This is a genomic window from Streptomyces pristinaespiralis (genome assembly GCF_001278075.1).
Lineage (GTDB): Bacteria > Actinomycetota > Actinomycetes > Streptomycetales > Streptomycetaceae > Streptomyces > Streptomyces pristinaespiralis.
This window is the reverse complement of record NZ_CP011340.1, coordinates 7,288,000-7,308,039: the sequence shown is the minus strand read 5'-3', so window position 1 is coordinate 7,308,039 and position 20,040 is coordinate 7,288,000. Positions and strand designations below refer to the sequence as shown.

19 protein-coding genes and 2 pseudogenes are annotated in these 20,040 nt (G+C 71.1%); 11 read left to right on the top strand and 10 right to left on the bottom strand.

Going from position 1 to position 20,040, the window contains the following annotated elements; genetic code table 11:
* Nucleotides 1-951 (bottom strand): ABC transporter permease, encoded by a 951-nt coding sequence (locus tag SPRI_RS31450; protein ID WP_005320388.1) that lies wholly within the window; start codon nt 949-951, stop codon nt 1-3.
* Nucleotides 952-1,032: 81 nt separating this feature from the next.
* Complete coding sequence (locus SPRI_RS31445; protein WP_037775338.1) at nt 1,033-2,631, bottom strand: ABC transporter substrate-binding protein; 1,599 nt, start codon at nt 2,629-2,631, stop codon at nt 1,033-1,035.
* A gap of 153 nt (nt 2,632-2,784) precedes the next feature.
* Here SPRI_RS31445 and SPRI_RS31440 point away from each other — a divergent pair, with 153 nt between their 5' ends.
* From SPRI_RS31440 to SPRI_RS31425, 4 genes are all read left to right on the top strand, one after another.
* Nucleotides 2,785-3,516 (top strand): FadR/GntR family transcriptional regulator, encoded by a 732-nt coding sequence (locus tag SPRI_RS31440; protein WP_005320384.1) that lies wholly within the window; start codon nt 2,785-2,787, stop codon nt 3,514-3,516.
* A gap of 170 nt (nt 3,517-3,686) precedes the next feature.
* Nucleotides 3,687-4,667 carry an acetylxylan esterase gene (locus SPRI_RS31435; RefSeq protein WP_053557551.1) on the top strand — a complete coding sequence of 327 codons (981 nt, stop codon included), beginning with the start codon at nt 3,687-3,689 and terminating at the stop codon, nt 4,665-4,667.
* Between the two features lie 63 nt (nt 4,668-4,730).
* Nucleotides 4,731-6,017 carry a GDSL-type esterase/lipase family protein gene (locus SPRI_RS37525; protein ID WP_005320378.1) on the top strand — a complete coding sequence of 429 codons (1,287 nt, stop codon included), beginning with the start codon at nt 4,731-4,733 and terminating at the stop codon, nt 6,015-6,017.
* Between the two features lie 32 nt (nt 6,018-6,049).
* Nucleotides 6,050-7,516, top strand: a complete 1,467-nt coding sequence (locus tag SPRI_RS31425; RefSeq protein ID WP_005320377.1) for an exo-alpha-sialidase — start codon at nt 6,050-6,052, stop codon at nt 7,514-7,516.
* An 84-nt stretch (nt 7,517-7,600) separates the two neighbouring features.
* On the opposite strand, the gene SPRI_RS31420 is transcribed toward SPRI_RS31425, so the two are convergent.
* Nucleotides 7,601-8,290 carry a FadR/GntR family transcriptional regulator gene (locus SPRI_RS31420; protein ID WP_005320376.1) on the bottom strand — a complete coding sequence of 230 codons (690 nt, stop codon included), beginning with the start codon at nt 8,288-8,290 and terminating at the stop codon, nt 7,601-7,603.
* Between the two features lie 150 nt (nt 8,291-8,440).
* On the opposite strand from SPRI_RS31420, the gene SPRI_RS31415 reads away from it, so the two are divergent.
* From SPRI_RS31415 to SPRI_RS31395, 5 genes are all read left to right on the top strand, one after another.
* Nucleotides 8,441-9,400: a dihydrodipicolinate synthase family protein gene (locus SPRI_RS31415; RefSeq protein WP_037775337.1), complete on the top strand. Its 960-nt coding sequence runs from the start codon at nt 8,441-8,443 to the stop codon at nt 9,398-9,400.
* A complete protein-coding gene (locus SPRI_RS31410) occupies nt 9,397-10,371 on the top strand; it encodes an ROK family protein (protein WP_053557550.1) in 975 nt (324 codons plus the stop codon). Before SPRI_RS31415 ends, SPRI_RS31410 begins: the two co-directional genes overlap by 4 nt.
* Entirely contained in the window at nt 10,368-11,051 is a 684-nt protein-coding gene (locus tag SPRI_RS31405) for an N-acetylmannosamine-6-phosphate 2-epimerase (protein WP_005320372.1), read from the top strand. The genes SPRI_RS31410 and SPRI_RS31405 overlap by 4 nt, the downstream gene beginning before the upstream one ends.
* 57 nt (nt 11,052-11,108) lie before the next feature.
* Nucleotides 11,109-12,581, top strand: a complete 1,473-nt coding sequence (locus tag SPRI_RS31400) for a sialate:H+ symport family MFS transporter (protein WP_005320371.1) — start codon at nt 11,109-11,111, stop codon at nt 12,579-12,581.
* A 112-nt stretch (nt 12,582-12,693) separates the two neighbouring features.
* Nucleotides 12,694-12,903: a DUF6381 family protein gene (locus tag SPRI_RS31395; RefSeq protein WP_005320370.1), complete on the top strand. Its 210-nt coding sequence runs from the start codon at nt 12,694-12,696 to the stop codon at nt 12,901-12,903.
* A 46-nt stretch (nt 12,904-12,949) separates the two neighbouring features.
* On the opposite strand, the gene SPRI_RS31390 is transcribed toward SPRI_RS31395, so the two are convergent.
* The 4 genes from SPRI_RS31390 to SPRI_RS31375 all read right to left on the bottom strand — a co-directional run bounded on the left by SPRI_RS31390 (nt 12,950) and on the right by SPRI_RS31375 (nt 16,313).
* Nucleotides 12,950-13,300 carry a hypothetical protein gene (locus SPRI_RS31390; RefSeq protein ID WP_005320369.1) on the bottom strand — a complete coding sequence of 117 codons (351 nt, stop codon included), beginning with the start codon at nt 13,298-13,300 and terminating at the stop codon, nt 12,950-12,952.
* 107 nt (nt 13,301-13,407) lie between these two features.
* The gene (locus SPRI_RS31385; protein WP_005320368.1) at nt 13,408-14,112 is read right to left on the bottom strand and encodes a class F sortase; all 705 of its coding nucleotides are present in this window, start codon (nt 14,110-14,112) and stop codon (nt 13,408-13,410) included.
* 229 nt (nt 14,113-14,341) lie between these two features.
* Nucleotides 14,342-15,286: a nucleoside hydrolase gene (locus SPRI_RS31380; protein ID WP_005320366.1), complete on the bottom strand. Its 945-nt coding sequence runs from the start codon at nt 15,284-15,286 to the stop codon at nt 14,342-14,344.
* Between the two features lie 76 nt (nt 15,287-15,362).
* Nucleotides 15,363-16,313, bottom strand: a complete 951-nt coding sequence (locus SPRI_RS31375; RefSeq protein WP_037775335.1) for a hypothetical protein — start codon at nt 16,311-16,313, stop codon at nt 15,363-15,365.
* A gap of 451 nt (nt 16,314-16,764) precedes the next feature.
* Between SPRI_RS31375 and SPRI_RS31370 the strand changes: the two genes are divergently transcribed.
* Nucleotides 16,765-17,103: a DUF3140 domain-containing protein gene (locus SPRI_RS31370; RefSeq protein WP_005320362.1), complete on the top strand. Its 339-nt coding sequence runs from the start codon at nt 16,765-16,767 to the stop codon at nt 17,101-17,103.
* A 283-nt stretch (nt 17,104-17,386) separates the two neighbouring features.
* Here the strand turns inward: SPRI_RS31370 and SPRI_RS31365 are convergent, their stop codons facing one another.
* From SPRI_RS31365 to SPRI_RS31360, 3 genes and pseudogenes are all read right to left on the bottom strand, one after another.
* Nucleotides 17,387-17,791, bottom strand: a complete 405-nt coding sequence (locus SPRI_RS31365) for a ChaB family protein (RefSeq protein ID WP_005320359.1) — start codon at nt 17,789-17,791, stop codon at nt 17,387-17,389.
* 161 nt (nt 17,792-17,952) lie between these two features.
* Nucleotides 17,953-18,180: pseudogene (locus SPRI_RS39535) on the bottom strand (GNAT family N-acetyltransferase); the annotation flags it as partial.
* A 135-nt stretch (nt 18,181-18,315) separates the two neighbouring features.
* Nucleotides 18,316-19,285 (bottom strand): annotated as a pseudogene (locus tag SPRI_RS31360) (pirin family protein); the annotation flags it as partial.
* Between the two features lie 81 nt (nt 19,286-19,366).
* On the opposite strand from SPRI_RS31360, the gene SPRI_RS31355 reads away from it, so the two are divergent.
* Complete coding sequence (locus SPRI_RS31355) at nt 19,367-19,873, top strand: carboxymuconolactone decarboxylase family protein (protein ID WP_005320358.1); 507 nt, start codon at nt 19,367-19,369, stop codon at nt 19,871-19,873.
* Nucleotides 19,874-20,040 lie beyond the last annotated feature (167 nt).

Sequence of the window (20,040 nt, the reverse complement as noted above, 5' to 3'; positions counted from 1 at the left end):
TCACACCGTCCTGATGCGCGGATTGACCAGCAGGTAGAGCAGGTCGACGATGACGTTGACGACGAGGAACGCGATGGCGATCATCAGCACGGTTCCCTGGACGAGCGCGGTGTCGCCGCCGGTGACGCCTTCGAGGATCAGCTTGCCCATGCCGGGCAGGTCGAAGATCGCCTCGATGACGACGGCGCCGCTGAGCAGGTAACCGACCTTGATGCCGAGCACGGTGAGCGGGGTGACGAGCGCGTTGCGCAGCACGGAGCGCACCACCAGGAACGGCGGCAGGCCGTTGCCGCGGGCGGTGCGCACGTAGTCGCGGTCGAGCTCGGCGACCATCGAGGTGCGTACGAGGCGGGCGAGGGAGGCCGCGACCGGCACGGCGAGGGAGATCGCCGGCAGGGCCATGGTCCGCAGCCAGCCCGTGAACGAGTCGGCGGGATTGGTGTAACCGCCGGTCGGGAAGACCGGCATGTTGAGCGCGAACTGCTGGATGAGCAGCACCCCGAGCCAGAAGGACGGGACGGCCACCCCGGCCATCGAGAGCACGCGGAACACCTGGTCGGGCCAGCGGTCCCGGTACATCGCGCCGGTCACGCCGAGCGCCACGGCCAGGATCACGGCCAGGACGAGTCCGAGAATCGTCAGCTGCAGGGTGAGCGGGAAGGCGGCGGCTATCCGGTCGGCGACCGGCTGGCCGGGCGGCACGGTGACGCCGAGATCGCCCTGGAGCAGCTGCCCGAGGAAGTTGATGTAGCGCAGGGGCAGCGGGTCGTCGAGGCCGTGCGCGGCGGCGAAGGCGGCGCGGGCCTCGGGGCTCGCACTGTCGCCGAGTGCGTTGTACGCCGGGTCGACCGGGGAGAACTGCATGACGACGAAGACGAGCAGGGCGATACCGAGGATCATCACCGGCATCATCGCGAGACGCCGCAACGCGAGCCGGAGGAAAGCAACCATGGTCGGGTTCCTAGGAGTTGGTAGGCCGGGCCGGGTGCCCGCCCGTCAGGAGGCGGGCACCCGGCCGGTCAGGGAGCCGGATCAGGCGCGGCCGACATCGACGAACGACAGGCCGGTGGTCGGCAGCGGCTTGAATCCGGGCAGGGCCTTCTCGTCCCAGGCGGTGGGCAGCTTGCGGTGCAGGATCGGGTAGAGCGCGGCCTCGTCCGCGAGCAGGTCGGTGACCTGTCCCCACAGCTGCTTGCGGGTGGCCTCGTCGGCGGCCTGGGCGGCCTTGTCGAGCAGCGACTTGACCTGCTTGTAGGCGGCGGAGCCGCTCCAGCCGTAGCGCTTCTCCGGCCAGAAGCCGTAGTAGAACCAGCGCAGCAGCAGGTCGGCGTCGTTGCCGAAGACGGACGGGTCGCCGGGGGCGACGAGGACCTCGAAGTCGCCCTTGTCGACCTTGGCGTACTGGGCCGGGGACTGGGCGATGTCGAGCCTGACCTTGATTCCGGCCGCCTCCCAGCTCTCCTGGAGCATCGGGGCGACGTCCTTGACCCAGCCGGTGTCGGTGGTGAGGACGGTGAAGGAGAGGTCCTTCACGCCGGCGTCGGCGAGGAGCTTCTTCGCCTTGGCGACGTCGCGCGTGTAGATCGTGGCGGCCTTGTGGTAGTCGGGGTGGGTGGTGGGCACGTAGCCGGTCGCCGGGGACGCGTTGCCGACCAGGGCGGTGGAGATGATCTTCTCGGTGTCCAGGGCGTAGTGCAGCGCCTGGCGCACCCGCTTGTCGGCGAACCGCTTGTCGGCGGTGTTGAACATCAGGAAGAGCAGCCCGAAGGACTGCACCGACTCGACGCGGTGCTTGGCCTCGAGGCCCTTGATGTCGATGTACGGCACGTCCTCGATGGCCTGGACGCGGCCGGACTGCATGGCGCTGACCCGCGCGGAGGGGTCCGACATCAGGCGCCAGATCATCTTCTTGGCCTTGGCGGGGCGCGGGCCGTTGTACTTGTCGTACGCCTCGAAGACGATCTTGTCCTCGCGGGTGGCGGAGACGAAGCGGTACGGGCCGGTGCCGACCGGCTTGGCGTCGAAGGCCTTGGCGTCGGCGCCGGCGATCTTCTCGGGCACGATCCGGACCACGGATATGCGCGAGGGGAAGAGCGCGAAGGGGTACTTGAGCTTGAACTCGACGGTGGCCGGGTCGACGGCGGTGACCTTGTCGACGAACGGCACGAACTGCGCCATGAGCGACGCGTTCTTCGGGTCGAGGACGCGCTGGAAGCTGAAGACGACGTCGTCGGCGGTGACCGGGGACCCGTCGTGGAAGGTGGCGCCCTTGCGCAGGGTGGCCCGGTAGGTGGTCGCGTTGATCTTCTGCGGCATACCGGTGGCGAGCGCGGGCCGGGCCACGAGGGTGGCCGGGTCGAGGTCCACCAGGCCCTCGAAGATGTGCATGTTGGCGGCGTAGGGGGTGGCGCCGGAGGTGATCATCGGGTCGAAGCCGGTGGACAGGGCGTAGGAGAGGCCCGCCTCGATGGTGCCCGTGCCGTCGGACGCCGCAGCGCCGCCGTCACCGCCGGTGGAAGCCGGGCCTCCGCAGGCGGAAAGGCCCGCCGTGATCGCCGTCGCGACACCGATGGCGCTGGTGTATCGCAGGAAGGTGCGGCGCTCGACGCCGGCTGGTCTCCGCTCGGACACGGGTCCTCCAGGCAGGAAAGATGAGGTGGATCGGGATGCGGGAAAGGTGATCGCTCTTCACGAGGATCCATCAGACGTCAGATGTCCGATGCCTTGATAGCGTTGGAACGTAGCTTGACAAGCGAGAGGGGTCAAGAGGTGGGGAGTTCAGACATGCCGGGCGCACGGTCGGGCCGGCAGCTGCTTCGACAGGAAGTCGTGGACGGGATCAAGCGGTACATTCTGGAGAACAAACTCCGCCCGGGCGACTCACTGCCCACCGAGCCCGCCCTGTGCGAGGCCCTCGGAGCGAGCCGGTCGAGCGTCCGCGAGGCGGTCAAGATCCTCAACGCCCTCGACATCGTCGAGGTGCGCCACGGCCACGGCACCTATGTCGGCCGGCTCAGCCTGTCCGCCCTGGTGGAGAGCCTGACCTTCCGCGGACTGCTCAGCCCCGACGACGACTTCCAGGTCCTGGCCGACCTGGTGGACGTGCGGGAACTGTTCGAGCGCGGCATGGCCGACCGGATCGTCTCGTCGCTGACCGCGGACCAGCTCGACGCCCTCGACGGCCTGGTGCAGCGGATGCGCGAGGTCGGAGCCGGCGACGGGCAGGGCTTCGTCGAGGCCGACCGGGCGTTCCACGCACTGCTGGTCGCGCCGCTCGGCAACCAGCTGATCGGCCAGCTCTCCGTGGCTTTCTGGGACGTCTACTCGATCGTGGCCCCCCACCTCGACGGCTTCACGCACGCCGACGAGACGGCGACGATCGCCGCGCACCAGAGCATCGTCGACGCCGCCAGGTCAGGCGACATCGCGGGCTTCACCAAGGCCCTGGGCGAGCACTACGCCCCGGTCCGGCGCCGGCTGGCGGAGGCCCAGGCCCGCCCGGCCGGGCAGGGCTGACCGGCACGGCTCCCGGGGCTCCAGGAGCGGGAGGCCCGACCGTGACCCTTGACGGCCGCCCACGGCGGTCTCTAGGGTCCGTTTGCCGACGGGACATCTGACGTCTGCTGTCGAGACGCCCATGCACCGTCGGCACCTCCCGCTCCCCTCCTCATCCCTGGGGCCCTTCCATGCCGTTGACGGACCTCTCCCTCGCCGAAGCTCTGGCGCTCCGGCCCGAACTGCCCGAGCCCGCGGACCTCGACGCCTTCTGGGCCCGCACCCTGCGCGAGACGGCCGGTTCACCGGACGGACCCTCGTTCACCCGGACCGACAACGGCCTGGTGCACGTGACCACCTACGACGTGACCGTGCCCGGCTTCGCCGGCCAACCCGTGCGCGGCTGGCTCCACCTGCCCGCCGGCGCGGTGGAGCCCCTCGGATGCGTGGTGGAGTTCCTCGGCTACGGCCGCGGGCGCGGGCTCCCGCACGAGCAACTGCTCTGGTCGACCGCCGGGTACGCCCATCTCGTCATGGACACCCGTGGGCAGGGCTGGTCGACTGCCGGGGGTGACACACCCGACCCGTGCGCGGTCGTCGGGGCCGTACCCGGGTTCGTCACGCGGGGCATCGAAAGCCCCGAGGACCACTACTACCGGCGGCTGTTCACCGACGCGGTGCGCTGCGTCGAAGCCGCCCGGTCGCACCCGGCGGTCGATCCGGACCGGATCGTCGTCACCGGGATCAGCCAGGGCGGCGGCATCTCCCTCGCCGTCGCCGGCCTGGTGCCGGGCCTCGCCGGAGTGATGCCCGACGTCCCGTTCCTGTGCGACTTCCGGCGCGGCGCCCGGATCGCGCCGAGTCCGCCGTACACCGAGATCGCCGAGTACCTGAAGCTGCACCGCGACCGCACGGAGACGGTCTTCACGACCCTCTCCTACTTCGACGCCGCACTGCTCGCCAAGCGCGCCACCGCTCCCGCGCTGTTCTCGATCGCCATGATGGACGACATCTGCCCGCCGTCCACCTGCTTCGCGGCGTACCACCAGTACGCGGGGCCGAAGGACGTCCGTGTCTACGAGTTCAACGGGCACGAGGGCGGGGGCGGTCACCACCAGCGCGCACAACTGGCGTGGCTGCGCGAGCTGTTCGGCGCCACACCGTCCGACTAGGGGTGTCCGGCGGGCCGGGCCCGCCGACCTCCCTGGCTCGCCGCTCCCATCGGAGGCACTCTCGTGCGCAGACGTTCCCTGCTCCTCGCCACCGGCACCACGGCACTGGTCGCGGCACTGGGCGGCCGGGCCGCCGCCGCGACATCCGCGCCCGTCGTGGACCACACCGCACCCGTGGACCTGGACGGGACCGAGTATGTGGACCTGTCCGCCGACGTGGGCCGTGTCGCCCCTCTCGGCACGGGCACCGTCCTCGTCACGTTCCGCACCACCGGCCACCGTCAGGCGATGACCCTCCTCAGCGCCTCCGACCCGGCCGAACCTTCGAGCAACATCACGCTGAACCTCAGTGCGGGCTGCCTCCAGTGGTCCGCCCGGGAGAACGGCGCCGTACTGGTCGACGTCAGGACCCGCACCCGGTACGACGACGGGGTCACCCACACCGCCGCGATCACCGTGGACGGCACCTGGACCCGACTGTGGATCAACGGCCGGGCCGTCTTCGACACACGGCAGCCCCACTTCTTCCGCTCCATCGGTGGTCTGAGCACCCTCGGTATCGGGCGCAACGTCGACAGCGACCACCCGGGCGGCGAGTGGTTCTGGACGGGAAGGATCGAGCGGGCGGCCGTGTGGGACCGGGTGCTGACCGAGGCGGAGCTGGGCGCGCAGAGCGTGCGGACCGACGTGCCGGACATGGGCCGCATCGCCACGATCCTGAACAGCAACACCCCCGCCACCTGGCTCTTCACCGGCGACAGCCTCACCCACGGCGCGCTGCACACCCACGGTTGGCGCTCCTACCCGGAGCACTGGACGGAGCGGGTGCGCTGGGAGCTGGGCAAACCGAAGAACCGCGACTTCGTGATCGACACCGGCGTCAGCGGCGCCACCAGCGCCGACCTGGTCAACGAGTTCGACCGCCGCATCAGGGCGTTCTCACCGCAGGTGGTCTCGGTCATGATCGGCACCAACGACATCGCCACGGCCGGTCTCGGCCCGGAGACCTACCGGCAGAACCTGCTGAGCCTGATCCGCTCGGTCCGCGCGCTGCCCGGCCCGCCCGCCGTGGTGCTCCAGTCGCCCAACCCGGTCGATCCCGCACGTTGGCCGGGGCGCGTGGGCCTCGACCGCTACGCGCAGGTCATGGCGGAGGTGGCCGACCAGGAGCGGACCGTCTTCGTCGACCACTACCGGCACTGGACGGCCGGCGGCCGGGTGCCCCTCGAACTCCTCGCCGACGGGCTGCATCCCGACGAGCAGGGCCATCTCCACCTCGTACACAAGATGATCAGGGACCTGCGCGTCTTCGACGCCGACAGCAAGGTCTGCTCGCTGGTCATTCCGTAGCCACGCGTCCCCCACCAGAAGAGGATCCGTTCATGCAGCGCAGAATGTCTCTCGCCGTGCTGTCCGCAGCGATGGTCGTACTGAGCACCACCGGCGTGGCCCACGGCGCCGAGCAGCCCGTGCAGGGCCAGTTGTACTCCCAGGACATCGCCACCCAGGGTGTCGGCTCGCCCTACTACCGCATCCCCGCCCTGACGAAGACGAACGCGGGCACCCTCCTCGCCGCGTACGACGCCCGGCCCACCCTCGCGGACCTGCCCGGCAACCTCTCCGTGGTGCTGCGGCGCAGCACCGACGACGGTGTGACCTGGCAGGCGCAGCAGGTCGTCCGCAAGGAGGCCGCGCCCAAGGGCTTCGGCGACCCGAGCCTGCTCGTGGACCGGGAGACGGGGCGCATCTTCGTCTTCTACGCGGCCTCCGTGAACCAGGGCTTCTTCGGCTCGGCGACCGGCAACGACGAGAACGACCCGAACGTGCTCCAGGCCGACTACAGCTACTCGGACGACGACGGGCTCACCTGGAAGCACGAGCGGATCACCGCCGAGATCAAGAACCCGGCCTGGGCGGGGATGTTCGCCGCCTCCGGCGAGGGTATCCAGCTGCGGCACGGCACCTACAAGGGCCGGCTGATCCAGCAGTACGCCATCCGCAACAACAACGCCAACTACGCGGTGAGCGCCTACAGCGACGACCACGGCGCCACCTGGAAGATGGGCAACCCCGTCGGCCCCGGCGGCGACGAGAACAAGACCGTGGAGCTCTCCGACGGGCGCATCATGCTCAACAACCGCTCCGCGCCCTACCGTACGGTCGCCTACTCGACGGACGGCGGCGTCAACTACACGCCGTTCCAGCAGGACACCGAGCTGCCCGACCCGGCGAACAACGGCTCGGTCATGCGCTTCGCGCCGAACGTCGACGCGAGCCACCCGCGCGCGAAGTGGCTGATGTTCAGCAACACCGCCACCACCAACAGCCGCAGCAACCTGACGGTCCGTCTGTCGTGCGACAACGGACAGAACTGGCCCGTCAGGAAGGTGGTGAACGCGGGCTCCTCCGCGTACTCGACGCTGACGCCGCTCACCGACGGCACCGGCGGCAACCCGAGGACGGGTCTGCTGTGGGAGCGGGACAACTACCGCCACATCACCTACTCGTCGTTCGACCTCCAGTGGCTCGGCGGCGTGTGCGCGCCGGTCACGGTCACGCCTCCGGCTTCGCTGCCGGCCGGGAGGACCACCGAGGTCACCGTGCGGGTCGTCAGCCAGAACGACGTGACGCTGCCCGGCGGTTCGGTGTCGCTGAGCCTGCCCGCGGGCTGGAGCGCGCCCACGGTGGCGGTGCCCGCGCTCAACCCCGGCCAGGGCGCGAACATGAAGATCCCGGTCACCGTCCCGGCGAGCGCCGCCGCGGGCAAGGTGCCGGCCACGGCGACGTACCTGGTGCGCGGCTGGCAGCGGTCGCACGGGGAGACCTCCCTGACGGTCACCGCTCCCTGACGCACGCCTCCTGACCGACCTGACGCGCCCTTCCTGATCCACGACCCGGCCGGTGGACCTCTCGTCCCGGCCGGGTCGTGCCGTCTACCGCTCCGGAGCGAGCCTTGTCCGCAGGGCGTCGAAGTGGGTGCTCATGGCGAGGACGGCGCGGGCCCGGTCCCCCGCGGCGACCGCCTCGACGATCTCCCGGTGGTGCGCGCAGGTCGCCGCGGGGTCCTCACGGCTGTCGCCGAGCACGCCGCGCACCTGGTCCATCGCCGCCCAGAAGGCGTCCAGCACCTCGCTCAGCAGGTGGTTCTCGAGCGAGCGGTACAGGGCGAGATGGAAGGCGCGGTCGGTGCTCCGGGCGATCTCCCCTTCCGCGGCCTCCGCCTCCATGGCGTCGACGAGGCCGCGCAGCACGTCCAGGTCCTCCTGCGGCACGGTGGTGACCACACTGTCGATGAGCCCCGTCTCCAACGCCTCCCGGACCCGCATGAGTTCGTAGAGGCTCGGCTCGCCGTTGCGATGCCGTACCGCCGCGCGGAAGGCGAGGCCCTCGACGAACGGGGCCAGCGACAGCGAGCCGACGAACGTGCCGAAGCCACGTCTGATCTCCACCACGTGCAGCGCCTGAAGGGCCTTCAGCGCCTCGCGCACCGACACCCGGCTCACCTCGAAGAGCTCCACCAGTTCGGCTTCCGTGGGCAGCGGGCTGCCCGGCGCGAGTCCGCGCTCGACGATCAGCTGCCTGATCCACGACTGGACGTCCTCGGTCACCGTGCTGCGCACCACTGATGAGCTCCTTCCTGGGCGGATGCGGTCAAGAGCGGGCTGCCCTCTTGACCGATCGAGCGGGGTCCTGCCTAAAGTGAGCTCGACATAAGACATCTTACGTCTCATGTCGCGGTGCACGTCCATCCCTTCGCAACCGGGAGTAGCCCCATGCCCCTGACCGCCCCTCTCCGCGGTGTCGTGCCGCCCGTCTGCACCCCGCTGCACCCTTCGGGAGAGGTCGACACCGCCTCACTGGCCCGGCTCGTGGAGCATCTCGTCGCCGGAGGGGTGCACGGCCTGTTCGCGCTGGGCTCGACCAGCGAGGTCGCGTACCTCACCGACGAGCAGCGGGCGACCGTCCTCGAGGTGGTGGTCAACGCCGCCGACGGCCGGGTGCCGGTGCTCGCCGGGGTCATCGACACCACGACGGCGCGCGTCGTGGAGCACGCGAAGGCCGCGGCCGCGACGGGCGCGGACGCCGTCGTCGCCACGGCGCCGTTCTACACGCGCACCCATCCCAAGGAGATCGCGCGCCACTTCCGGCGTGTCCGCGCCGCCGTGGACCTGCCGCTGTTCGCCTACGACCTGCCGGTGTCCGTGCAGAGCAAGCTCTCCGCCGCGCTGGTCGGCGAACTCGCGGAGGACGGCACGCTGGCCGGCCTCAAGGACAGCAGCGGCGACGAGGGCGGGCTGCGCCGCCTGATCGTGGCCCTCGGCGGACGCGACGGCCGCTTTGGCGGCCCCGCCCCGGACTTCTCCGTCCTGACCGGCTCCGAGCTCACCGTGGACGCGGCACTGCTGGCGGGCGCGGACGGTGTCGTGCCCGGCATCGGCAACGTCGACCCGGCGGCGTACGTGCGCCTGTACGACGCGGCGCGCGCGGGCGACTGGGAGGTCGCGGCGAAGGAGCAGGAACGGCTCGTCGGCCTGTTCGGCATGGTGGACGCCGGCCCGGAGGAGGACATGGGCCGCAGTTCGTCGGCGCTGGGCGCCTTCAAGCACGCGCTTCAGCTGCTGGGCGTGATCCAGCACGGTGACACCGCGTTCCCCCAGATACAGCTGAGCGCCGAGTCCGTCGCCGTCGTCTCCCGTCACCTCCGTGCGGCCGGCCTCCGGCCGGTCCGATGACCGGCAGCGCCTCCCCTGCCGAGGCCGCCACGGGCGGGCCGAGGCCCACGGGCCCCGTCGTCGCACTCGACCTCGGCGGGACGAAGATCGCCGCGGCACTCGTGGGGCCCGGCGGGCAGGTCCTCGCCAGGCACGCCCGGCCGACCCCGGCGACCGCCGGGCCGGCCGCCGTGCTCGACGCGCTCGCGGACGCGGCCGGGACCGTGGCCGGCGGTCAGGCGGCCGTCGCCGTCGGAGTGGCCGCCGCCGGGGTCATCGACCCGCGTACCGGCACGGTGACCAGCGCGACCGACTCGCTCCGCGGCTGGGCCGGCACGGCCCTGGGCCCCGGCCTGGCGGACCGGTGCAACCTGCCCGTCGCCTGCGACAACGACGTCCGCGCCACGGCCGGTCCCGAGCTCGACGGCCTCGGCCCGCGCGCGTCGCTGCTGTTCGCGGCCGTCGGCACGGGTGTCGGCGGGGCGGTCGCGGTCGACGGCCGGATGCTGCACGGGGCCGCCGGCATCGCGGGGCACCTGGGACACATACCCAGCTCCGCCGCGGAGGGCCTGCCCTGCACCTGCGGTTCGACCGGGCACCTGGAGGTCATCGCCTCCGGTCCGGCGATCACCGCGCACTACGAGCGCCTCGGCGGCAGGCCCGCCGACCGGCTCGAGACCGTGGCCGCGCTCGCGGCCGAGGGGGACCCCTCGGCGATCCGCGCGATCACCACCGGCGCGGCCGCCGCCGGCCGTGCCCTCGGCGGACTCGCCAACACCCTCGGCCCCGACCGGGTCGTCGTCGGCGGCGGTGTGCCCCGCATCGGCCCCCTGTACTGGGACGCCCTGACCGCCGCGTTCACGGCGGAACTGATGGCGCCGCTGCACCACCTGCGCCCCGAGCCGCCGCGGTTCGGCCACGACGCGGCCGTGGTCGGCGCCGCGGCACTCACCCGTACCCTGCCCCTTCACTCCCCCGGAGCCACACGATGACCGACAACGCCCATCTCACCGCGGCACTCGACGGCCGGCTGATCGTTTCCTGCCAGGCGCCGCCCGGCGACCCGATGCGGCACACCTCGACCCTGGTGCGCCTCGCCCGCGCCGCCGAGGCCGGCGGCGCCGCCGCGATCCGGGCGAACGAACCGGAGGTCGTCGCCGCGATACGGGCCGAGGTCGGCCTGCCGGTGATCGGGCTCTGGAAGGACGGCGACACCGGCGTCTACATCACCCCGACGGTCCGGCACGCCCTCGCGGTCGCCGAGGCCGGCGCGGCGGTGGTGGCGGCCGACGCCACGGACCGCCCCCGCCCCGACGGGAGCTCCTTCGCCGAACTGGTCACCGCCGTCCACGAGGCCGGCGCCCTCGTCATGGCCGACGTGGCCACCCTCGCGGAAGGCGTCAAGGCGGCCGCGGAGGGAGCCGACTTCGTCTCCAGCACGCTGTCCGGCTACGTCCCGGGCTCCCCCGCCCAGGACGGCCCGGACCTGGAGCTGGTCGAGGCGCTCGCCGCCGCGGTTGCCGTTCCCGTCGTCGCCGAGGGCCGCATCGCGACGCCGCAAGAGGCCGCCCAGGCCCTCGCCCGCGGTGCCCACAGCGTCGTCGTCGGCACCGCCATCACCGCCCCCACCGCGCTGACCAGGCACTTCGTCAAAAGCATGACCCGGCCGTAACGTACTGCCCGCGGGCGTGGCTCACCGTCGAGCCCCGCCTCGCACTCTGGAGAGACCGTGCACGACACCGCAAAGCCCTCGCTCCCCTGGTACCGCGAGGTCACCCCCACCCAGTGGAAGTCCTTCACCGCCGCCTGGATCGGCTACGTCCTCGACGGTTTCGACTTCGTGCTGATCACTCTGGTGCTGACCGAGATCAGTGACGAGTTCGGCCTGAGCACGGTGCAGGCCGCGAGCCTGGTCTCCGGCGCCTTCATCACCCGCTGGCTGGGCGGCGCGATACTCGGCGCGGTCGGTGACCGCTACGGCCGCAAGCTCTCCATGGTGCTGAGCATCCTGCTGTACTCGCTGGGCACCTTCGCCTGCGGCTTCGCCTGGGACTACACCAGCCTGTTCGTCGCCCGCCTCGCCATCGGCATGGGCATGGCCGGCGAGTACAGCGCGAGCGCCACCTACGTGATGGAGAGCTGGCCCGCCCGCGTCCGCAGCCGGGCCAGCGGTTTCCTGATCTCCGGTTTCTCGATCGGCTCCGTGCTCGCCGCCCAGGTCCACACCTGGGTGGTGCCCACGCTCGGCTGGCGCTGGATGTTCTACATCGGACTCGTGCCGATCGTCATCGCCCTGTGGATGCGCCGGGCGCTGCCCGAGGCGGCCGAGTGGAGCGAGACCGTCGAGGAGCGGGGCGCACGGCCCGCCCCGTTCCGCCCGCTGTTCCTCACGCCGGCCCGCGCCACGGCCAACGTCGTCCTGGCGGCCGTCGCGTCGGTCGCCCTGTTCGCGGTCTTCACTCCGCTCGGCAACGGCATGGTCCCCGTGCTCTCCGTGGTGGCCGGTGTGTGCCTGGCCGCCTTCGCCGTCCAGCTCGGCGGCCCGCGCGGCTGGGTGCTCTACGTGGCGATGATCGTGACGATCTTCTTCGCTTTCCTCTATTCGTGGCCCATCCAGGCCCTGCTGCCCACGTACCTCAAGACCGAGCTCGGCTACACGACGGACCAGGTCACCGACGTCCTGTACTTCGCCGGCTTCGGCACCATGGCGGGTTGCTGGGCGGCCGGCTTCCTCGGCGACCGGATCGGCGTCAGGAAGGCCTACGCGATCACCTTGCTCGCGTCGCTCGCGTTCGTCTTCCCGGTCTTCGCCGTCGACGACAACCTGCTGCTGCTCGGCGCGCTGCTGTTCGTGCTGCAGGCCACCAGTTTCGGCATCTCCGGCCTGCTGCCCCGCTGGATCGGCGGCCACTTCCCGACCGAGAGCCGGGGCGCGGCGCTCGGCTTCACCTACAACGTGGGTGCGCTCGGCGGCGCCGTCGCGCCGGTCCTCGGTGCGCATCTCGCGTCCGGCATGGATCTCGGCCGCTCCCTCGCGGTGCTCACCTTCGCCGGGACCGTCATCGTCGTCGTGCTCGTCGGGTTCGACGTGCCCGGCCGGCTGAACCGGCTGACCGACCCGGACGGCCCCGCCGACCACCTCGCCGGAGGTGCGGCGGCTGACACGGAGGGCAACGCCAAGGAGGCCGCGGCCCGTCTCTGACCGGCAGCTTCGTGTCGGGTTTGTCCCTGTATCGTGCGGGCAGTCGGGCCTTGCCGGGGGACTCGCCCGTATTCCCGGGGCAGCGCCGGGTCACCGATCGCAGGAGGATGTCATGGCCGAGCACGGCAGTCATCGCACGCACGCCGAGCACGACCGGGACAAGGCGGAGCAGCTGTTCGAGCAGGCCGGCCGTGTCGAGGACCCCGAGCAGTCGGAACGCCTCCGGTACCGGGCCGAGCGTCTGAGGGCGCGCAGCGAGGCGGAGCTGCGCCGGGAGACGGGTGCGCAGGTCGACGACCCGGACGAGGAGGGCCCGCAGTGACCCGCGGGTCCTGCGGGCCGCCGCCGGCCCGCAGGACCGGACCCGGTCACATGTGGCGGCTGGCGTAATGACGCTCGATCTGCTCGATGTAGTCGGCGTCGTTCTCGTGCTTGCCGCTCTCGAAGTCGGGTGAATCCTTGACCTCGGCCCTGGTGCACCCCAGCCGTACGGTCTCGCTCCCGGTGTCGATCTGCGAGACCAGCCCGGCAGGCACCAGGACGCGTTTGCCGAGGATCCACGGCCCGGTGTCGACGACGAGGTAGGAGCGACCCACTTCTTCGGTGTGCTTGTCGACCTTGCCGATCGACCCGTCGGACGCCTCGACCGCGTATCCGACGAGCTGCGCCCCGGGCACGTACTGCGCGGTCTCGGGGTAGCCCCACATGTCGCCTGCCATGGTCGCCTCCTTCGCTGCGCGGGCCGGCCCCGCACACCGCGCGGGTACCCGGGCGCCCTTGCCTGACACCGTCGGCCCCGGGGAAGGGAGCCGCGTCCCGCGCGCCGTCACGCCTTCCGGGAGGAGACCATGTGCGCGAAGACGACCACGTTCTCCTTGTAGTCCTTCGCCTTCTTGTCGTACTCGCCACCGCAGGTGATCAGCCGCAGTTGCGGGTCGGGGGTGTCCGCGTAGACCCGGTCGTTCGGGAAGTCCGACTTGCTGAAGCTCTCGACCTCGTCGACCGAGAAGGTGACGGTCGTCCCGTCCTTGCGCACCACGTCCACCAGGCTTCCCGGCTTGAGCGAACTGAGGTTCATGAACACGCCGGGCCCGGTCTTCGTGTCGAGGTGCCCGGCGACGATCGCAGTGCCGGCCTCCCCCGGTGTCACTCCCTCACGGAACCAGCCGACGAGGTTGTTGTCGTCCGGCGGCGGCGCGTCGAGCTGACCGGACGCGCCGATGGACAAGGGCATGAAGGGCGCGTCCACGGCGATCGGGAGAATCTTCAAGCGCGTCGGCTCGGCGCGCGGGAGGCCCGGCCGGGTACTGGCCGAGGCGCTGGGAGCAGCGCTGGGCCCGGTACCGGGAGCCGCGCCGGGGGCGGCGGACACGGAGATCAGCGGCGCCGCGGTGGGGTCGGCGTCATCCGTGGTGCCGACCGAGTTGAAGATCAGCAGGATGCCGAGCACGGCAGCGGCCGCGGGCCAGAGCAGGGAGCGCCCACGGGGACGCTTGGCTGCCGGTTCCTTCGGATGCTGTTGCAGGGCCATGAGGGCACACCTTTCACCGGGAGGGACAGTGGCGACGTCATTCACGGTCGGCCCGTTCGCGGCACCGCACCACCCGGGACAGCGGCATCCGGGCGATGCTGTGGCCCCGACGAGTGACCCGGGCGCACCGTCGACGCCTCGATAAGGGCAGCGCCGCAGGGACGCTGACCGGTCGTCAGCACTTGCGCGGATACTGACCGGCCGTCAGGGACCCGGCCGTGGCCGATGGTCACGGCACGCGCCGGCCGAGCGTGTCGACCGCCGCGATCACACGGTCCCAGAACTTCTCCACGTCCAGATCGACCGCGACCAGTGCGTTGACGGGCCGGTCGAGATACTTGTGCACGTCCACGACGGTCGCCCCGCGCGTGTACCGCCCGTGCAGCTCGACGGCCACGTTCGCCTCGACGCACCGGACGATGTCCGGGTCGATGACCCGGGCCACGGCGACCGGGTCGTGCAGCGGAGGCGCGGCGAACCCCCACAGCCGGCGGTAGGCCGAACCGAAGTACGTCATCAACTCCACACAGAGGCGGGCCAGTCGGGTGTCCAGGCGCTCCAGCCGGGCCAGCACCTCGGCCGTGGCCAGCGCCTGATGGGTGACGTCGAGGCCGCACATGGTGACCGGGAGACCGCTGCCGAAGACGATGTCGGCGGCCTCGGGGTCCACATGGATGTTGAACTCGGCCGCCGGCGTGGTGTTCCCGAGGCCGATGGAGCCGCCCATCAGCACGATCTCCCGGATGTGCCGGGCACTGTCCGGATGACGTGTCAGCAGCAGCGCCACGTTGGTCAGCGGACCGGTCGGGACGAGGGTGACCGGCTCGCGATGGGCGGAGAGGACCCGGTGCATGAGGTCGACCGCGTGTTCCGGCACCGCCTCCACCGCCGGTTCCGGGAACCGCGGCCCGTCCAGCCCCGACTCGCCGTGGACGTCTCCGCCGACCCTGAGGGGCTGGACGAGCGGGCGCGCGCAGCCGGCCGCGACGGGCACGCCGGTGATCCCTGCGACGGTGCAGACCCGGCGGGCGTTGAGGGTCGTCTTCTCCAGTGTCTGGTTCCCCGCGACGGTGGTGATCGCCAGCAGTTCGACCGCCGGGTCCCCGGCGGCCAGCATGAGGGCCAGGGCGTCGTCATGTCCGGGATCGCAGTCGATGATGACGGGGACGGGCACGGCTCCACCTTGATGTCGAAAAGGCGGCCGCCGCCCCCGCAGGGGCAGCGGCCGCACAGGTCACCGCGAGATCCGGTCAGGCCACCGTGCCGGCAGCCTTGCGGCGACGCAGCATGTAGGCACCGGCGCCGAGGCCGCCCAGCAGGAGCAGGCTGCCGGCCGCCATGCCGCTGCCGGAGGAGGCCAGGCCACCGCCGCCGGTGTGCATACCGCCACTGGGCTTCTCGCCCTTCCAGCTGTCCGACTTCTCGTGGTCACCCTTGTCGGACTTGCCCGACTCACCATCGGACTTGTCCCACTCGTCGTTGGTGAGGTTCGCCAGGGCGCCGCCGCCGGTGTGCACACCACCGTGCGGCTTGTCGCCCTTGTCGTAGTCCTTGCCCTTGTCCTTGTCCTCGTCCTTCTTGTCCTCGTCCTTCTTGTCCCACTCGTCGTTGGTGAGGTTGGCGAGGGCGCCGCCGCCGGTGTGCATGCCACCGTGCGGCTTGTCGCCCTTGTCGTAGTCCTTGCCCTTGTCCTTGTCCTCGTCCTTCCTGTCCTCGTCCTTGTCCTTGTCCCAGTCGTTCCCGACCGAGGCGAGGGCACCGCCGCCGGTGTGCATGCCACCGTGCGGCTTGTCGCCCTTGCCGTAGTCCTTGTCCTTGTCCTCGTCCTTCTTGTCCTCGTCCTTGTCCTTGTCCTTGTCCCAGTCGTTCCCGACCGAGGCGAGGGCGCCACCGCCGGTGTGCATGCCACCGTGCGGCTTGTCGCCCTTGTCGTAGTCCTTGTCCTTGTCCTTGTCCTCGTCCTTCTTGTCCTCGTCCTTGTCCTTGTCCCAGTCGTTCCCGACCGAGGCGAGGGCACCGCCGCCGGTGTGCATACCACCGTGCGGCTTGTCGCCCTTGTCGGACTTCCAGTTGTGCTCGCTGCTGTACGAGGAGTCGTCCTTGTCCGAGTCGACGACGGCCAGGGCGTAGGCACCGGGCGCGGCGATGGCGAGCGCGGCCGTGGCTGTGGCCGAAGCAATGAGAATGCGGGCAGAGCGCATTGCGAGGTCCTTTCGTCGCAGCTGCGTCAGCTGACATCCCGTCGGCTCGTCGGTCCACAGCGGCGACATGCTCAACCGTCAAGGCGCTGCGCCCTCCTCACCACTCGGGTTGGTGCTTGCGTGGAGGGACGTCCCTCATTCAGTTCTATGGGCGGCCCGGCAGCGGGGGTGTCCGGGGTGCTCCGCGGCCCACGGCCGACAGCCGCCCCGCCGTCTTGCGGGCGAGGACGCATACCCCTTGACCAGCGGGTACTCGGCCGCGAGGAGGTGTCTGTGATTCCCGAGCCAGGGAGCGAGAAGCGCGACAAGCGGCGTAAATGGGGCCGGGGCCCCTCAAGGGTGAACGGTGACGGCCGTGCGGCGGCCCTGCGGGCGGTCGGACGGGCGACGCCCGCGTTGGCCGCCTCGCGAAATCGGCTGCCACCGGTCAGGAAGAGTCGAGGAGGATGTCATGGCAGCGTCCGACCAGGTCAGCACGGAGCTGTGGGACGAGTTCCACACGGTGGTCAACATGACCTCGCGCGAACTGCAGGAGTGGCTCAGCGTCGAAGCAGCGTCGGAGGAGACCGAAGAGGTCCCGGATCAGGCCGGCCCGCCGACGGGCCGCAAGGTCCTCGAGATCCTGGGCAAGCGCCGCACCGACCTCACCGCGGACGACACCCGCGTCATGCAGCGGGTCTGTGACGTCGTCCGGTCGCAGCGCAACGCCGAGATGGAACCGGAGGCAGGTGACGCCAACTGGCGGCACAGCCTGATGAACATCGGTCACGATCCGCTCAAGCCCGCGTGAGGCCGCGCTTCCGGCGAGGCCGGAAGCAGCGCGCCGTACGGCCTGCCGGGCGTGCGGCGCCCCCGTCCGTCGTCCGTTCGTCGCCTGGCACCGCGACCGAACGCTTCACTCGATCGTGGTCGCCGTGATCACGCCCGCCCGCCGTCGCTCGCCACGCCGCAGAGCCCGGCGCAGCCCCGCTGACGTGCGGTGACGTGCGGGAGCCCTCGTCCGCCGACGGCCGAGGGCTCCCGCATGTGGGCGACTCCGGCACGCGGCGTGGCCGTGTGCCGCGGCCCGGCGGTCAGCCGGAGCGGGCGCGGCGCGTGCTCGAACGATTCGCCTTCTGGACCGCCTCGAGCAGCTCGGACTTCGTCATGCGGGAGCGGCCGCCGATGTCGAGCCGCTTGGCGAGGTCGTACAGGTGCTGCTTCGTGGCCTGCTCGTCGACGCCTTCGGCGCTGCGCGCAGGCCGGTCCCTGGGCATGGCGGCCCGGGGGTCCGAAGGGCCCTTGCGTCCCTTCTCCTTGCGTTCCCAGTGGTCGGCGACCTTCTCGTGCGTGTGCTTCAGGGCGCTGAACGCGACACGGTGCGCCCGCTCCCCGTCGCCGTACTGCTCGACCGCTGAATCATGTGCCTTGATCCAGGTGCGCTGAGCGTCCTCGGGCGAGCGTTCGAGCGTGGACGGAAGCTCTTCGCGTCCTGGCACGGCAATCACCTCCTGCGTGGGTGCTGGGACGAGTTCCCTCCTCTTCCGGGCCGAAACGGCCCGCGCGCCGGCGCGGCAGGCCCTTCACCTGCCCGTTCGGCGCAAGTGCGCCCCACCGCCAGGGACTTCGGGACGGCGGGGAGCCGCCGGCGGACGCGGTGTCAGTGGAGCTCTCCGTCGAGCCACTGAAGCACTTCGGGCGTGACGGGGTCGGAGATGTCCGCGTATCCGTCGTGCTTCTCCAGGTACTTCTTGACGTACGGGCAGACCGGCACGACCCGCTTCCGGGTGGCGCGGACGTCACTCAGGGCGTCGTGCACGAGCCGGGAGGCGAGGCCCTGTCCGGAGAACGCTTCGTCGATCTTGGTGTGGTAGAAAACCCGCTGGTCACCACGGTCGCGGTAGGCCGTGAACCCCGCGAGCGCGCCGCCGGCCCGGATCTCGTAGCGGTGCTCCGCCGGCATGTGGCGGACGGTGGGCTCGGCGGTCTGTTCCGTCATGGCGTTTCCTTTTGCCGGCGGGGCGGGGTTCTTACGGGGGGAGATGATCGCGTTGGGGAGGGCGGGGGCGGGGAGGCGGTGGCCGTCGTATCCCTCGACCCGGCCGAAGCGGTCCGACTCGCTCTGCCACTCCCCCCTGGCCCGGACGATGTCGTCGTGCGTGCGGCCGATGAAGTTCCACCACATGACGATCTCCTCGGGGAACGGCGGTCCGCCCAGCAGGATCAGCCGTGCTGCCACGGGCGCCTGGTTCGTGAGGGTGAGCGTCGTCCGGCCGGGGCCGGCGTAGCCGAGCTCGGTGGGCCGCAGGGCCGTCCCGTCCATGACGACGTCGCCGGTGTCGACGAGGACGCCGTGCTCGAAGCCGGGGTCGACGTCGAGGGTGACACCGGCTCCCGGGGCCACGGACAGTTCTGCTCCGAGGAGGGGCGTGAAGGTGCGCACCGGGGACGTGACGCCGGCGAGCGAGCCCAGGAAGACGCGGGCCTCTCCGGCGTCCAGCGCTACGGGGTCGGGCACGTGGTGCTGGAAGTCCGGCTCGGCGTTCCGGTGCTGCTCGGGCAGCGCCACCCACAGCTGGACACCGTGCAAGAGCGTGGTCCGGGGGGTCGACACCTCCGAGTGGCTGATCCCGTGTCCGCCGGTCATGAGGTTCAGCTCGCCCGGCCGCACGAAGGCGTGACTGCCCAGGCTGTCGCGGTGTTCGATCTCGCCGGTGAAGAGCCAGCTCACCGTCTGCAGACCGGTGTGCGGGGGGGGGAGCGACGTCCATGCCGCCGGTCTCAGCGACGTCGTCGGGGCCGTAGTGGTCGGCGAAGCACCAGGCGCCGATGAGCGTGCGGGCCCGCTGGGGCAGGGTGCGCCGGACCGTCATCGCGCGTGGGCCGCCCAGCGGGACGCTCCGCGCGGTGAGGACTTCGACGGCAGGCCGGGAGTCACCGTCCGCCCGGGCACCGCAGGCCAACTCGGCAGGGTGCACTTCTGTATTGCTCACCGCGAGCCTCCGTCACAAGAAAGTTTTATTTTCAACATTCACCATGATAGGACGGGCACCGAGTGATCGCGCGACCAAGGAGTGCACGTGGCAGAAACGTCGGCAGCGAAGACCGGTGGGCGGGTCTTCATCGACAGACAGAGCCCGGACGCCTACCACGCGCTGACCGCCACGGCGGAGGCGGTCAAGAACACCGCGGCAGAGGCGGGACTGGACCGGATCCTCGTCGAGCTGATCAACATCAGGGTCTCCCAGCTCAACGCCTGCGCGTACTGCCTGAGCCTGCACACGAGAAGGGCCCTGCGTGCCGGCGAGACCACACAGCGGCTGGGCGTACTGGCGGCCTGGCGCGACACCGCGCTGTTCACCACCAGGGAGCGGGCGGCACTCGCCCTGTCGGAGGCCACCACCCGCCCGGCGGACGTCGGCGCACAGGACGCGGCGTACGCAGAGGCGCGGGCGGCGCTGTCGGACGACGAGATCTCCGCCGTGATCTGGGTGGCGATCACCATGAACGCGTTCAACCGCGTCTCCGTCATGAGCAAGCACCCGGTGCGCCGTGATCCGGCGGTGCCGCCGCAGGTGTGACGCCAGCCGGGGTCGTGGCCCGCGTACCGAGCGGGCCACCTCGTCCTCGCACCGGACCGGAAGCGTCGCATGTCCGTCCTGAGATGCGGGGTATCGGGCTACGATCGATCGCCCGGGACCGTAGGCCGGTCCCGTCAGCGGGGCCGGTGACCTGATGCCCCATCATG

Excerpts from the sequence above, each read along its gene's own strand:
- SPRI_RS31435 (WP_053557551.1), top strand. The coding sequence starts at position 3,687 with ATGCCGTTGACGGACCTCTCCCTCGCCGAAGCTCTGGCGCTCCGGCCC.
- SPRI_RS31440 (WP_005320384.1), top strand. The coding sequence starts at position 2,785 with ATGCCGGGCGCACGGTCGGGCCGGCAGCTGCTTCGACAGGAAGTCGTG.
- SPRI_RS31415 (WP_037775337.1), top strand. The coding sequence starts at position 8,441 with ATGCCCCTGACCGCCCCTCTCCGCGGTGTCGTGCCGCCCGTCTGCACC.
- SPRI_RS31385 (WP_005320368.1), bottom strand. The coding sequence starts at position 14,112 with ATGGCCCTGCAACAGCATCCGAAGGAACCGGCAGCCAAGCGTCCCCGT.
- SPRI_RS31370 (WP_005320362.1), top strand. The coding sequence starts at position 16,765 with ATGGCAGCGTCCGACCAGGTCAGCACGGAGCTGTGGGACGAGTTCCAC.
- SPRI_RS31410 (WP_053557550.1), top strand. The coding sequence starts at position 9,397 with ATGACCGGCAGCGCCTCCCCTGCCGAGGCCGCCACGGGCGGGCCGAGG.
- SPRI_RS31390 (WP_005320369.1), bottom strand. The coding sequence starts at position 13,300 with ATGGCAGGCGACATGTGGGGCTACCCCGAGACCGCGCAGTACGTGCCC.
- SPRI_RS31375 (WP_037775335.1), bottom strand. The coding sequence starts at position 16,313 with ATGCGCTCTGCCCGCATTCTCATTGCTTCGGCCACAGCCACGGCCGCG.
- SPRI_RS31425 (WP_005320377.1), top strand. The coding sequence starts at position 6,050 with ATGCAGCGCAGAATGTCTCTCGCCGTGCTGTCCGCAGCGATGGTCGTA.
- SPRI_RS31395 (WP_005320370.1), top strand. The coding sequence starts at position 12,694 with ATGGCCGAGCACGGCAGTCATCGCACGCACGCCGAGCACGACCGGGAC.
- SPRI_RS31405 (WP_005320372.1), top strand. The coding sequence starts at position 10,368 with ATGACCGACAACGCCCATCTCACCGCGGCACTCGACGGCCGGCTGATC.
- SPRI_RS31450 (WP_005320388.1), bottom strand. The coding sequence starts at position 951 with ATGGTTGCTTTCCTCCGGCTCGCGTTGCGGCGTCTCGCGATGATGCCG.